Source organism: Streptomyces venezuelae, assembly GCF_008642375.1.
In the GTDB taxonomy this organism is placed as follows: domain Bacteria; phylum Actinomycetota; class Actinomycetes; order Streptomycetales; family Streptomycetaceae; genus Streptomyces; species Streptomyces venezuelae_G.
In genome coordinates, this window is sequence record NZ_CP029194.1 from 1,325,432 (window position 1) to 1,338,498 (window position 13,067).

Here is a 13,067-nt window from a genome sequence, read left to right on the forward strand (position 1 = left end):
GACCTCGATGTGACAGCCGGCGGGGCACTGTTGCACAGATGCGTGGGGGCTCACGCAAGAGCGAACTTCTCCGGACGGCACTTGAACACTCCACCTGAGATCGGTGTAGTGCGCACTGGTCCCCAACTTTGGTCCCCAAACGCCCGACCGGCAACTGACGGGGACTGCGTCTGCGCTCTACACACAGCGAGTGGTCATCTCATGCCGGGATGCGACGGCTTGCAGCTCCTCCGATACCGCCCGAAGGCCGTAGGTCATGATGGGGCGAACGGCGCTCACCTCTCGGCCGTGTTCCCAGATTCCGGCCGTCGACGTACTGAAGGGAAGGACGTCGACTCCTCGGGCCGCGAACGGCGCGAATTCGAGGTAGCGCATGCCACCAGTGCCGCAGAGGTAGCCGCTCGCGCCAGTGACGGCGGTGAGGTCGGCGAGACGCTGCGATCGCTCGGCCCTCGCAGGGAGCCGGCTGCTGTGCAGAACGCGGCCCCTCCACCCCAGGAGGCGGAGGAGCATCCGCGTGGACTCCTCGGCCACATCGGCCGTCCTGCCAGCCCGCCTGAATCGGAGGAGCACGGATTCCAGCGCGTGGCGGAACAGCGGCCAGTCGGGGCAGTCCCCGTAGTGCTGCGCGAGCAGGAGCATGACTCGCCGACGGGACCGCTCCGGGTCGGCCAGCACGGCTTCCCTCATCAGGGTCGAACGGCCGCGAGGGAGGTGGGTGGGGATCGAGAGCCACTGGTGCTGCACGGGGTCGGACGTGCTGCCCAGGCGGGCGCGGTGCTGGTAGTCGCGGCGGGCGAACTGGACGTCGTCGAGGACGATCCAGTAGTCCGCCGCGAAGATTTTGGCCAAGGTGCTCAGCCGTGGGAAGAAGTTGGGCTGGTGAATCGCGCACAGGCCGCCCGACGGAGGCTTGTCAAGCGCCGATGAGTCGGCTGGTGAAGCCGGCGTGGACGAGGGACTCGTACGCGGCATGTACGTCCTCCGGGACATGCTGCTCGATGGCGAAACCGAGCTTCGGGTACTCGATGATGCGTTGGAGGTCGCCGACGAGCATGTCGATGACGAGCTTCTCGTCGCCGATGCTCTTGAGGTAGTCGTCGAACTCCATGGGCTCCGAGGCGCAGAGCACCTCGACCTCGGGCCATAGCTTGCGGGCCGTGGCGTAGGAGCGGCGCTCCATGTACGGCTTGGAGACGAGGAGCACGGACTTCGGGTGGATGCCGTCGGCGGCGAGCAGCGTCCGGGAGAAGTCGATGTTCTGGCCGGTGTTGCCGGCGTTCGGCTCCACCAGAATCGCGCTGTCCGGGACACCGAGCGTCAGGGCGTGCTCGCGGAAGTGGACGGCTTCTCCGCGGGGGAAGACCTTGGCAGTGGTGGGGCTGTTGCCGCCGGTGAACACCACGGTGGGAAAGAGGCCGGCACGGTAGAGCTCCGCTGTGAAGGCGGCGACGCCGAGGTCGTGGCTGCCGAGACCGATCGCGACGTCGACGGGGCGAACGTCGTGTCGCATCTGGTGGAAGTCCCAGACCAGCTTGGCGTTGTGGATCTGCTCGTCGTTGATGGCCGGCTGGTTGTCGGTCACTCGCTCGTCTCCCTGATCACCGTCGTGTGGGGCTGGATGCCCCGTCGGCCGTCCTCCGGATCTCCGTGATGCTGCGTAGCTGGTGGGTGAGCCCGTACTGGGCCGCCCGCTTGGCGGCGTCATCGAGGACGTGTAACCCATCATCCAGGGTGGCCGGGTCGGAGAGCAGGATGTGGCCGTACGCGGTGTCCAGACGTACCCGCTGCATGGGGGATTCCGTCACGCCCGTGCTGCGGGCGACGTCGATGAGGCGCAGCGCGGCGTCGAGGTTGCCGGACCCGCGGTGGGCGAGTGCGAGCTTCTGCTGTGCGACCGACCAGTCCTCCTGCTCGGAGAGGTCTTCGAACTCGCGGATCGCCGTTTCCATCACGCGCGCCGCGTAGTCGTGGTGCCCGTCCTTGCTCAGCGCCGTACCCACCCACAGTCGGGCACGGGCCCGGTCGCGAGCAGCGAGGCGTTCGTCGCCGGAGAGGTCCTCATACTGACGGGCCGCAGGCTCCAGATCGCCGGCCATCTCGGTGACCACCGCGAGCGAGAGGTCGAGCTGCGCCACCCGGCGCGGAATCTGCAGCTGGGTGTAGAGCGAGCGGGCGCCGGCATACGAGCGCTGGGCCGAGAGCGGCCCGACCACGGCGCCTTGGTCCCGTTTCAGGTCGCCCTGGAGAGCAGTAGCCCGGGCCAGGAGATACAAACCCCGTTCATCAAGGTCTGACGTGCTGTAGCGAGACGTCCACCGGTGAAGCAGGTCCGTGGCGAAAGCGAAGTTCTGGTGTGACAGAGCGACGACGGTGCGCTCGATGTCCTCGGACCACGACTCGTACTCCCATGCCCGCGGGCGGGGAATGGTGACTCGCGCGACGCTCGCGGCGGGGTCGCCTGCCTCGCCGAGATTCGCGAGCTCCGTCTCGAATCGGACATGAGTCGTGGCATCCGCCTGGGCGAGCGCGGTGTCGAGGATGGCCTGGCTCTCCGTGTTGGGGCGGCGCGTCGCCCGGTGCTTCTCCCAGTTGCTGATCGTGTTGACCGCAACGCCCAGGTGCTCGGAGTAGGCGCGCACGCTCAACCGGAGGGCTTTGCGGAGGGCAAGCGCCTCCAGCCCGGTCCATTCGTGAACGGTCGCCACATGCCTCTCCCTTCCGTTGCCATCGAAGCACGCGGGCCACGGCGGGAGGGGCAGTTGTGGGACAGAAGTGGGACGGGCGTGGATTCCCCGATCGCCACGTCACGGCCAGGCTCGGAGTGTCACTTCACCCGAGCCCGATGGACGGTCATGATCATGGAACTCCTCACGGAGCAGCGGAACGTCACGGGGCCGCTCGTGTTCGGATTCCTCCGGCTCGTGGGAGTCTCCGCCCGTCGGCAGCAGGCACTGGCGACGACTGTCAGCGACTACTGTCGTCGGCACGAACTGACCCTGGCCGCCGTATACATGGAACGTTGTTCTTCGACGTCCTCGGCCTTCGTCGGGATGCTCGACGCCCTCGTGGTCACGCGACCGTACGGCATCGTGATCCCCGCACCGTCCCACCTGGGGCCCAGGGACATAGCGCCTGACCGTCGGAGTCGACTCGCCGCCGCGGGAGCTCAGATCCTCCTCGTCCGGGGCGCTCAGTCCACGGCAACGAGTGGTTCAGCGCCGGCACCTGCCGCAGGGCGTGCCTCGTCGTGAACGCCTCCCAGAACCAGCTCGTGCCGGCACCGACCGCCATGAAGACCTGGCTGCTCGCAGCAAGCCTCCGACCAGGCTCCGGTGCTTCGTCAGCGCTCGCCGGAGTCCCGCCAGTAGTCCGTCAACATCTCGCCGGGCCACGAAGGCTGCGTGACGGGGCCGCGCGGGAGGAACTCCTTGAAGACGGCCACCAGGTCGATCACGAGCGTGCCCTCGTCCGCGTCCAGATCGGTGACGTACAGGTCTCGTCCGTCCACGCGGAGCAGCCGCGGGAACGAGACGCCGAGCCTCGCCGGGCGCCGGTGATTGTGGTGCACGAAGGTGCCGGTCGCCGGCCACGCCGGATTGTCGCGTGGGCTGCGCGCGTGCAGTGCGACGTCCTCGGGCGAGCCCAGGTTGAAGAACCAGGTGACTTGGAGATGCGAGAACTCCTCGATCCCCTGCAGCGTCTCCACCGGGAACTCCGGGCGGAGCCGGATGATCGACTCCACTCCCCCCTTGAAGTCGTCGAGTTTCCCTGTGTGACCTCCGACCACATCGGCGATCACCGGAACCTCGATGGACTCTGTGGACACGGACTCCCTCTTCTCGGCTCGCAGCAGGGCGACTCGGGCACTCGTACGATGCCTCGGTTCGCCGCGATCACGCCGTCAGGCTACTCGTTCGAGTACGGCCTTGGCGCGCTCGTCGATCTCCGTCACGGCGCTGATTCCGCGGTGACGGAAAGGGGAAAGCACCCGACGCATGTTCACGACGGCGTCGCGGGCTCGACCCGACTGAACCCCTTCCATGGCGTCCAGGGCCTGTGCCCACGTGGTGCAGGCGGCTTCCACATTGCCCCTTCTGGCCTGGACAGTTCCCATGTACCCCAGCGTCACGGCGTGGGTTCGGCTGAAGGTGTCCGCCTTCCGGGTCAGGACGCTGTTGTCGAACTCCCTGAGCGCCCCTTCGAGATCGCCCAGCGTCCACAGAGTGCGGGCGGTCTCGTGGGCCAAGGAAGCTCGCTGGAAGAACCAGACCCGATGCGGGTCTCCGTCATCGGGTGCCGCAGCAGCGAGGTCGTCCTCAGCCCGGAGGAGCGCGGCGATCGCTTCCTGCCTCTGCCCGTTTGCGGCCAGGCTGCGCGCCTGCACCACGCAGAGCAGAGCCCGCTCGCGGGGCGTTGCCAGGGTGTACCGCTTGCGCTCCACGGAAGCGGTGGCGAGGTCCACGGCCGCTCGCGGGTGTCCGAGGTCGGTCGCCTGGTGCGCCATCGCTCTCAGGATGTGTCCTGCCAGCGGGGCGTCGTCAGCTTCGGCCGCCAGTTTGAGCGCCAGGCTGAAGTAGCGTCGCGCGGCCTCGTGGTGGGAGGCGTCGAAGCTCATCCAGCCGGCAACGTACACCGCCTCGGAGGCGGCGGCCAGGAGGTCACGGCGCGTCTCCTCACTGGTGAAGACGCCGCCGGCGTATCTCGCAACGTCGTCCACGAGGTACTGGTGAAGAGCCGTACGGCCGTCCATCCCTCCATGTCGCTGGTCTCGCCGGGAGAAGAACTCCGTCATCTCACGGACGTTGCCGACCTCGGCGAGGCCGACTCTGCGACCCGTGGCACTGTGGCGAGACCTCGCCCGCTGAGGGGCCTCGTCCCACCATTGCTGTCCGGGCAAGGCCAGACCGCCCACAGAGTAGGCAGCGCCTGCGAGCAGTTGGCGGCGTTCCAGGTCCACGTCGCTCCTCCCAAGGTCCACCAGCGCGCTCAGCGTATCCACGTGCCATTCGGATGCCTGTGCCGCGCCTTCGCCGGGCGTCGAGAGTCCGATCTCGGTCGGCGTGACGGGGCGTTGAAGTCGTCGGGACAACGTCTCGCACAAGATAGCGGGCGCTCTGCCCGAAGGGTGCGTCCCTGCCACCCACATGGCGATGTGCGAGCGGCTCGTTCCCAAGAGTTCCTGTGCTCCGACCTCGGCCGCCACCCTCACGAAGGCGGCCGCGACCTTGGGCTGAGACCAGCGCGTTTCCGCAATCGCGTCGGCCAGCTTCACGTTCCGCTCGCGCGCCATCGTCTACCTCGGTTCACCAAAACGATCTTTGACGGGTTTGACGGCCTCCGGCGCCGTCCGGAGATACCGCCTCCATGGGATTCACGGTTCGCTCGTGGTCAACGAAACCACCAACTGCCGCTGCCCGAGAGGAATCCGGTGATTCCCAGCCACTCGACACGCGCCGAGGCCCGGACGGCTCCGGGCAGCCTCGGCTCCCGCTCCTCCGCATCCGAGGAGCCGAGCGCCGGCTACCTTCCTGCGGCTGCCGTGCTCGTCGAGAACTTCCGCCATTTCGACACCTCCGACACCACCGCCGGTCGAGTCCTTCGGGGACTCCGGCACGAGCTGTGAGAAGGCGAGCATGGAGCCCATCGAAAGCCTCGGAAGCGTCATCAACGCCCCTGAGCATCAGCAGAGTTTGACCCTGGTCGCCAACGACCGCGCACCCGGCAGGGCCCGATCGTTCACCCGCCAGACGCTGAGGGCGTGGGGGGTGGAGGACCTCATGGACGACGCCGTGCTGATCGTCAGCGAACTCACCACCAACGCCGAGCGCCACGGTCGAGCTCCGGCAGAGAACGCCGAGGTTCGACCGGGGGTGGAGGGCGAGGCGGCCGATGAGATCACGCTGACTCTCGCCGTCCAGGCCGGCGTCGTGGGGATCGAGGTGGAGGACAACTCCCCGGAGCCCCCGGCCCCGAGAATCCCCTCCCTCTACGCGACCAGCGGCCGCGGCCTGGGCCTGGTCACCGCGACGGCCGACGCCTGGACCGCCTGTCCCAAGAAGGACGGCAGCGGTAAGCGGGTGATCGCCTTCGTACGGCGCCACAAGGCCACCGTCACTTCCTGACCCCACTCCCCTGGAGATCTTCGTCATGCCATCACGGCCTACGCCCCCGACCGCACCTCACGCCGGTGGGGGGCCGTCGAATCCCTGCTCCGAGGCAACGCGCGTGCTGCTGCTCGACCTGGACGGTGTGCTTGTCGACACGCGCCCCGTCATGGAGAGCGCCTGGCGCCGAGTCCAGCAAGCTCACGGCCTCGACGTGCCATTCGAGGCGTACGAGCGCCACCTGGGCCGGCCCTTCGGCGACATCATGGAGCAGCTCGGACTCGTGGACGCCGAGCTGATTCACCGGACGTACGCAGAAGCATCCACGGCTGCGTCTCACCTCGCCCGGCAGTTCGAGGGCGTCGCGGAGGTACTCCACGCCTTCGCCGCCGCCGGCTGGCTGCTCGGGATCGTCACGTCCAAGCCCCTGGACCGCGCGGCCCCGCTCCTGGCCCAGCTCGGCGTCCCGTTCGCCACGGTGCGGACGCCGAACGGGGTCGGGCGCGGCAAGCCCGCGCCGGATCCGATCCTGCTCGCTCTGATCGACCTCGGTGCCGACCCGGCCGACGCGACGTTCGTGGGCGACATGGCGGTCGACCAGGAAGCGGCCCACCGCGCTGGTGTCGCGTTCGTGCACGCGGGCTGGGGCTACGGCCGTCCGAGCACCCCTACCCCCGAGGTCGCCGAATCCCCGGAGGACCTGCTGCGGTTCCTCGAAACCGCCGGGCGCAGGGCTCCGTTCCTCGAAGGGAGCCTGCTGTGAAGACTCCTGGAGGCAGCGCTCTCGGCATCGTCCGCACCGAGTTCCGTGGCCGGCCGCTGTGGGCGCTGGTCGGCGAGGGTGCCCTCGGGAGCATGCGGGCCGAGGGAATCACCACGGGTGATCTGGAGGCCCTGCCGCTCGACGCGCACCGCGTGGAGACGCTGGTCGACCACGTGATGAGGGAGCTTGAGGCGTACGGCGCCGACCTCGCGAGTACACCGGGCGGTGCCGGGTGGTTGTACGCGCAGCACGTGCCGGCGCGGCGCCTGGTGACACAGCTCGTACGCAAGTTGCTGGCTCTCAGCACCTGGGAGCCCTTCGCGAAGGCTCCGGGACCGCTGGGGCTGGCACCGTACGAGGGTTTCGTCGGATTGCGGTCGAGTAGCTCCCGGGAGTACCGGGCCTACACCGTCACGTGGTCCGGCGTCGCGTACGTACTGGGAGCAGCGGCGCCGTACAACCCGCTGCGTTCAGCGCAGTTACGCGGCCTTCCACCTGTCTCCTTGGCCACCACGACGCCGAGTCCACCACCTTCGGGGCTTCCGGAGAGCGACGTCGTCGCCTTGTCGTGGTCCTCCCGTCACGTGGGCACCCTGCTGCCCGTTCTCGATGAGCTGGCGCGCGCCGGCCGGACGAGTCTCGTGATCGACCTGGCCACCGATCCCACGGAACGATGTCCGGCGCCCGAAGCCAAGGGCGTGAGCCTCTACTCGCCCCCGGCCGCACTCCTCAACGTCTCCGGCAACGTAGACCACCTTCGCCTCCCGGACGACGGTCACGTCGTCCAGGTGGAGGAGCACAGCGTTCAGCTGGCGCGACTGATCCGGCTCGTGTCGGTAGTCCTGGAGACGAGCGGGGGATGCACCCAGCCGTCGTGGCGTTCGGTCATCCGAACGGAGACGTGGCTGGACGGAGTCCTCTCCACGGTCCGGCCGCACACGGTGCTGGTCAGCAACGACACCAGCCCCCTGGGTGCAGTCGGCGTGCATGCCGCAGGCCGCCACGGCATCAACACGGTCCACGTCCAGCACGGCGCGTGGACGGCGGAGTCGGTCGCGTGGCCGGCACTGCACAGCCGCGACATCGTCGTCATGGGCAAGCGTGACGTCCCCCTCGCGAAAGCCTGGGCACGCCATCCGCATGCCGAGGTCCACGTCCTGGGCCAGCCCCGCTTCGATGCGCTCGCCGGCCTCGACCGAGAGGCTCAACGGCGTTATCTGGAGAACCTGCTGGCCCCCGGAACGGGCAAACGCCCCGCCCACGTGGCGGTGTGGGCCTGCCAGCCCTTCGGACCCGATCGGCTCTCGGCCCAGGCGGACCTTCTCCTGGACGGCCTGTGGAGGGCCGAAGGCGATTGGGGTCTCGTCATCGCCCCGCATCCCGCTCAGAGCATCGATGTATTCGCCTCACTCCTCCGTCGGGACGGCAAGCCTCTCGTGGCCGTGGCCGATCCAAGGGTCGGTGCACGAGACCTTCTTGCCGGCGCCGACGCTGTGGTGAGCACCTACTCGACGTGCGGCATCGAAGCCGCCCTGCTCGATGTGCCCGTCCTCGAAATCGGCTCGCCCGGAGAACACACGCTCGGACTCGCGGAGCACGGCCTCGCGCGGCGCTGCAACAGCGCCGACGACGTCGCCGACGCAGCCTCCGAGCTCCTGAAACCGCACCATCCGGCCACTCAGGCGGCGAAGGACGGCGTGTGCCGCTGGCGCGGCGACAGCGCCGCTCAGGTCGCACAGCTCGTCCTGCGCCGCGCCAGCCACGCCATGCGCCACACCCCTGTACGCGACGAGGCCCACGGCACCGATTCCGGTGTGCCGCGGGGCGAAGGAGTTCCTGCCCGATGACACATCTGACCGCCGACAGCATCGCCGAGCTCTTCGTCGGTGCCGTCGCCCTGGCCAAGTCCGGCGAGCGAATCAGCCCGCGGGGCATGGCGACCCGCGAGGTCCTCGACGTCCACATGCGCCTGACGCAGCCGCGGGCCCGCCTGCTCTACGCGCCTCCGGCGCGCGTCATCAATCCCGCGTTCGCGGTGGCGGAGACCGTCTGGCACCTCTCCGGTTCGGATGCCCCGTGGATCTTCGACTACAACTCGCGCCTTCGGCAGTACGCCGACGACGGTGTCCTGCGCGGCGCGTACGGGCCGCGGATGCGGAGGTGGGCCGGCACGGTCGACCAGCTGCGCCGCGTCGTCGAGATCCTCAAGGAGGACCCCGACTCCCGCCGGGCCCTGATCCAGCTCTACGACCCGGCCCAGGACGCCGCCGGTCACAAGGACGTGCCCTGCACGCTCGGCTTCCGCTTCTACCTGCGCGCCGGCCGCCTGCACATGTCGACCACGATGCGGGGTCAGGACGTGTGGATCGGTATGCCGTACGACCTGTTCTTCTACACCACGCTGCACGAGTTGGTCGCCGGCTGGCTCGGCGCCGAGCTGGGCGAGTTCCACCACCACGTCGGTTCCCTGCACATCTACGAGAACCACCTCGACCAGGCCGATGAGCTGTCCGACGTCACCGCGAGCGCGTCGATGCCGGACCTCACCACGCCGTGGAAGGGCTTCGATGACCTCCTCGACCAGGTCCGGGCCCGGGACGTGACCGGCCACCCTGGCTGGGACACGATGGCCGAGACGCTGCGCAGTTATCGGCTCTGGAAGGACGGCCGACGTGACGACGCGGGACGGCTGGCCGACAAGATCGAGGGACCTCTCGGTCAGGCGCTGACCGCTTGGTACGGCGAGCTGAGCAGCCGGACCAGGACCTCCCCTGCGCGCGAGAAGGCGGGGACGTGGTGATGGCCGCCGTCACCCGTGTGCCCTCGGTGATCCTCGGACTGTGCTCGTACACGCACGACTCCTCCGCCGCCCTGCTGGTGGACGGGAAGCTGATCGGCTTCGTCGAGGAGGAACGGCTCTCCCAGCAGAAGCACACCAAGGAGTACCCGCGCCACGCCGTCGAATGGCTGCTGAGCGAGGCCGGGCTCTCCGCCGCCGACGTGGACGCCATCGCGTACAACTTCCAGCCCGCCCGCTACCTCGTCGAGTCCCCGGCAGCGCTGCGCCTGGCACTGTCCGCGACGACGCGCGACCGCGCGCTTCCGCGGGCTCGCGGCTTCGCCAGGGTGGCCGTGCGCACCCAGCTGCGCACGCGCGCCCTCGGCCGGCGGTTCCCCACCGCCCGCGTCTCGCCCGTCCTGCATCACCGAGCCCACCAGCTGGCGGCTTTCGCTGCGTCCGGGTGGGATGAGTCCGCCGTCCTCGTCGTGGACAGCCTGGGCGAGCGGCAGACCACGACCATCGCACGCGGGCTCGACGTGCTCCGCCCTTCCACTCGCACCCTGGAAGCGATCAACGATCCCGCCTCACTGGGGTACGTATACGGCGCGGTCACCGAGCATCTGGGGTGGCGCCGCGGTGACGAGGAGGGCACCGTGATGGCGCTCGCCGCCCTCGGCGATCCCGAGCGATTCCGGCCCCTTTTCGCGTCGGCCGTCCGCACCACGCCGACCGGCTTCTTCCTGGACCCGGCCTACTTCCCCCCGCGCGTGCTGACGTCCGGCTACCCGAGGACGTCTCGCCGTTTCGTCGACGAGACCTGCGCCGAACGCCACCCGAGCGAGCCGCTCCTGGACGTCCACCGCGATCTGGCCGCGGCCCTCCAGGAGCGCACCGAGCAGGTGATGCTGCGCCTTGCCCGCCGGGCGCGGATGATCACCGGATCGCGCCGTCTGTGCGTCGGCGGCGGAGTCGCCACGAACTGCGTGAGCATCGGCCGGATCATCGAAGCCGGCATCTTCGACGAGGTCTTCGTCCCGCCGGCCCCCGGTGACGCCGGGACCGCGATCGGGGCCGCGATCGCCGTGCACACCGACAGCCGGAGCCGACGGCCGGTGTCCGGTGTCGCCGGGGCCTGCTACCTAGGCCCGTCGTACCAGTACCAGGCCCTCGACCTCACGCCGTGGCCCGGGCTCCAGCAGAAGACGCTGGGCGTCGAGACCGCCGAGTTCCTCGCCGACCAGCTCGCCCACGGCATGATCGTCGGACTCTTCCAGGGCCGAGTCGAGGCTGGACCCCGCGCGCTAGGGAACCGTTCGATCCTTGCCTCTCCGCTGGAGTCCGGGGTCGTCCAGCGGCTGAACGCGACCGTGAAGTTCCGGGAGCCGTTCCGCCCCTTCGCCCCCATGGTCCTGGCCGAACGCGCCACCGAGTTCTTCACCCTGGGCCAGGAGGCGCCGTACATGTCGATGGCGTCTGGCGTGACCGACAAGGCGCGCGAACACGTCCCCGCCATCGTGCATGCCAACGGCACCTCGCGCCTTCAGATCGTCACCCGGTCGCAGAACCCGTTCATGCACGAGGTCCTGAACGCCTTCGCGCGCCGAACCGGGGTGCCGGTGCTGATCAACACCTCGCTCAACGTCAAGGGCAAGCCGATCTGCGGGACGCCGGCCATGGCCCTGGACTGCCTGGTCGACTCCGGGCTGGACGCCCTGCTGCTGGAAGGGCGGTGGATCACCAAGTGAAGATCGGATACAGCTTCTGGGGCTTCCTCGGCAACGGGATCACCGACACACCGGACGGGGGCCGCAGCCACCGCCGCCCGCTGATCGACGCCCTCCTCGACCGCGGGCACGAGATCGTCTTCCTGCAGCCCAACCGCGACCTGCTCGAAGCCGGCGACGACCTCGGCGGCGCCTACGCCTTCGACAGCGGCCGGCCGGACATCGACGCCCTGTTCCTGGAATGGCGCTGGGCCGTCGACGGCCGCAACACCACCGCTTGCGACGCCGAGGACCACACCTGCGACCTGCATCGCCAGGCCGAGCTCATCATGCGGTACACCGTGCAGCGCGGGACTCCGACCGTGATCTGGGACAAGGACCGCAAGCTCCGGCCGGACAGCATGTGGCGCCGTTCCCCGCGCACCACGGTGTGCGAAGCGGCCCTCGAACCGGCGCCGGGCGCCCACCGTCTGCTCTTCCCGGTCGAGGACCGCCTCCTGGAGCAGGCGGATCCGACCGCGTTGGCATCGAAGCACCGGGACATCGTGCTCGGGTATGTAGGCAACCAGTACGACCGGGACCAGCACTTCGACCGCTTCTTCTCCCCCGCCGCCGCATGCTTCGACCACCTGGTCGCCGGCAAATGGACGAGGACGAGCCGCTGGCCGCACGTCCGCTTCCTCGGCAGAATCCCCTTCGAGGCAGCTCAGGGCGTCTACGGCAGATCCCTGGCCACGGTGCTCATGCTTCCCGAGCGGTACACCACCGTCGGGCAGATGACACAGCGCATCTTCGAGGCAGTACTCGCCGGCTGCCTCCCGCTCGCCCCGGCTGACATCCTGCACGTCGATCGGTTCGTGCCCACGGAGCTGATTGTCAGGTCGGGCCGTGAAGCGATCGAGCGACTGTCCTACCTGCGGCGGATCGCCGGCACCCAGGAGCACGCCGACTTGATCGCTGCATGTCTGGACCGCCTGGACCCGTTCCGGCTGAGCAGGCAGGTCGATGCTCTGGAGGCCGTCCTGGAGACGGCCGTCGGTCCCGTCGCTGTGGGGCGGGGAGCGGCCTAATGCGGCTGACCACCCAGGCCGTGGCGCCTGGATCATCCGAACGTGTCCCGCCGGGCGGTCCGGCCGGGCATCCGATCGACTCTACGCTGGAGCACCATGAAGAAGGTCGCCATCGTCGGCTGCGGAGGCAGCGGCAAGTCGTTCCTGGCTCGCGAGCTGGGCAGGATTCTCGACGCCCCGGTGACGCACCTGGACGCCGCGTTCTACGACGACGAGTGGAACGCGCTGCCCTTGGACAAGTTCGCCGACCTGCAGCGGGAGCTGGTCGCGCAGCCGCGGTGGGTGATCGACGGGAACTACAACTCGACGCTGCAGATCCGACTCGACGCGTGCGACACCGTCGTCCTGATGGACGTGTCGACCGTGGCGGCGCTGTACGGGATCTTCTCCCGGCAGATCCGGCACGGGGCCGGGCACAAGGGCAACGGGGTGCACAACCGCATCAACTGGGGCGTGATCAAGTACGTGGCCACGTACCGCAGCAAGATGCGCCCGCGCGTCATGTCCAAGATCGAGGAGTTCGCCTCCGGCCGGGCCGAAGTGGTGCTGCTGACCAGTCGAGGTCAGACGCGGCGCTGGCTGCGGAAGGTTGCCGCCGAGCACCGCTGAGCACTCCGCGCC

13 protein-coding genes are annotated in these 13,067 nt (G+C 69.0%); 8 read left to right on the forward strand and 5 right to left on the reverse strand.

Translation table 11 applies throughout. From position 1 onward, the window contains the following. Positions 1 to 177 precede the first annotated feature (177 nt). From DEJ46_RS05690 to DEJ46_RS05715, 5 genes are all read right to left on the reverse strand, one after another. Entirely contained in the window at positions 178 to 993 is an 816-nt protein-coding gene (locus DEJ46_RS05690) for a WbqC family protein (protein WP_317852166.1), read from the reverse strand. Continuing rightward, positions 917 to 1,585 carry a YdcF family protein gene (locus DEJ46_RS05695; RefSeq protein WP_150264467.1) on the reverse strand — a complete coding sequence of 223 codons (669 nt, stop codon included), beginning with the start codon at positions 1,583 to 1,585 and terminating at the stop codon, positions 917 to 919. The genes DEJ46_RS05690 and DEJ46_RS05695 overlap by 77 nt, the downstream gene beginning before the upstream one ends. Positions 1,586 to 1,601: 16 nt before the next feature. After that, complete coding sequence (locus DEJ46_RS05700; RefSeq protein WP_150264468.1) at positions 1,602 to 2,708, reverse strand: helix-turn-helix domain-containing protein; 1,107 nt, start codon at positions 2,706 to 2,708, stop codon at positions 1,602 to 1,604. Positions 2,709 to 3,343: 635 nt separating this feature from the next. Then, positions 3,344 to 3,829 carry a TrmO family methyltransferase gene (locus tag DEJ46_RS05710; protein WP_150264470.1) on the reverse strand — a complete coding sequence of 162 codons (486 nt, stop codon included), beginning with the start codon at positions 3,827 to 3,829 and terminating at the stop codon, positions 3,344 to 3,346. 75 nt (positions 3,830 to 3,904) lie between these two features. After that, a complete protein-coding gene (locus tag DEJ46_RS05715) occupies positions 3,905 to 5,293 on the reverse strand; it encodes a Tat pathway signal protein (protein ID WP_150264471.1) in 1,389 nt (462 codons plus the stop codon). Between the two features lie 138 nt (positions 5,294 to 5,431). Here DEJ46_RS05715 and DEJ46_RS05720 point away from each other — a divergent pair, with 138 nt between their 5' ends. From DEJ46_RS05720 to DEJ46_RS05755, 8 genes are all read left to right on the forward strand, one after another. Then, on the forward strand, positions 5,432 to 5,626 hold the full coding sequence (locus DEJ46_RS05720; RefSeq protein ID WP_150264472.1) for a hypothetical protein: 195 nt from the start codon (positions 5,432 to 5,434) through the stop codon (positions 5,624 to 5,626). Positions 5,627 to 5,636: 10 nt separating this feature from the next. Next, positions 5,637 to 6,125, forward strand: coding sequence for an ATP-binding protein (locus tag DEJ46_RS05725; RefSeq protein ID WP_150264473.1), 489 nt, complete (start codon positions 5,637 to 5,639; stop codon positions 6,123 to 6,125). Between the two features lie 103 nt (positions 6,126 to 6,228). After that, on the forward strand, positions 6,229 to 6,870 hold the full coding sequence (locus DEJ46_RS05730; RefSeq protein ID WP_263411745.1) for an HAD family hydrolase: 642 nt from the start codon (positions 6,229 to 6,231) through the stop codon (positions 6,868 to 6,870). Positions 6,871 to 6,962: 92 nt separating this feature from the next. Next, complete coding sequence (locus DEJ46_RS05735) at positions 6,963 to 8,717, forward strand: hypothetical protein (protein WP_150264475.1); 1,755 nt, start codon at positions 6,963 to 6,965, stop codon at positions 8,715 to 8,717. After that, positions 8,714 to 9,670 (forward strand): thymidylate synthase, encoded by a 957-nt coding sequence (locus DEJ46_RS05740; protein WP_150264476.1) that lies wholly within the window; start codon positions 8,714 to 8,716, stop codon positions 9,668 to 9,670. Before DEJ46_RS05735 ends, DEJ46_RS05740 begins: the two co-directional genes overlap by 4 nt. Beyond that, complete coding sequence (locus tag DEJ46_RS05745; RefSeq protein WP_150274146.1) at positions 9,670 to 11,397, forward strand: carbamoyltransferase; 1,728 nt, start codon at positions 9,670 to 9,672, stop codon at positions 11,395 to 11,397. The genes DEJ46_RS05740 and DEJ46_RS05745 overlap by 1 nt, the downstream gene beginning before the upstream one ends. After that, positions 11,394 to 12,446 carry a hypothetical protein gene (locus DEJ46_RS05750; RefSeq protein ID WP_190622459.1) on the forward strand — a complete coding sequence of 351 codons (1,053 nt, stop codon included), beginning with the start codon at positions 11,394 to 11,396 and terminating at the stop codon, positions 12,444 to 12,446. The genes DEJ46_RS05745 and DEJ46_RS05750 overlap by 4 nt, the downstream gene beginning before the upstream one ends. Before the next feature lie 96 nt (positions 12,447 to 12,542). Beyond that, positions 12,543 to 13,055, forward strand: a complete 513-nt coding sequence (locus tag DEJ46_RS05755) for a topology modulation protein (protein WP_150264478.1) — start codon at positions 12,543 to 12,545, stop codon at positions 13,053 to 13,055. The last annotated feature ends 12 nt before the right edge of the window (positions 13,056 to 13,067 follow it).

Bases quoted from the DNA above. Each gene is read 5' to 3' on its own strand.
- DEJ46_RS05690 (WP_317852166.1), bottom strand. From the start codon at position 993: ATGTCCCGGAGGACGTACATGCCGCGTACGAGTCCCTCGTCCACGCCG.
- DEJ46_RS05715 (WP_150264471.1), bottom strand. From the start codon at position 5,293: ATGGCGCGCGAGCGGAACGTGAAGCTGGCCGACGCGATTGCGGAAACG.
- DEJ46_RS05725 (WP_150264473.1), top strand. From the start codon at position 5,637: ATGGAGCCCATCGAAAGCCTCGGAAGCGTCATCAACGCCCCTGAGCAT.
- DEJ46_RS05735 (WP_150264475.1), top strand. From the start codon at position 6,963: ATGCGGGCCGAGGGAATCACCACGGGTGATCTGGAGGCCCTGCCGCTC.
- DEJ46_RS05740 (WP_150264476.1), top strand. From the start codon at position 8,714: ATGACACATCTGACCGCCGACAGCATCGCCGAGCTCTTCGTCGGTGCC.
- DEJ46_RS05745 (WP_150274146.1), top strand. From the start codon at position 9,670: ATGGCCGCCGTCACCCGTGTGCCCTCGGTGATCCTCGGACTGTGCTCG.
- DEJ46_RS05755 (WP_150264478.1), top strand. From the start codon at position 12,543: ATGAAGAAGGTCGCCATCGTCGGCTGCGGAGGCAGCGGCAAGTCGTTC.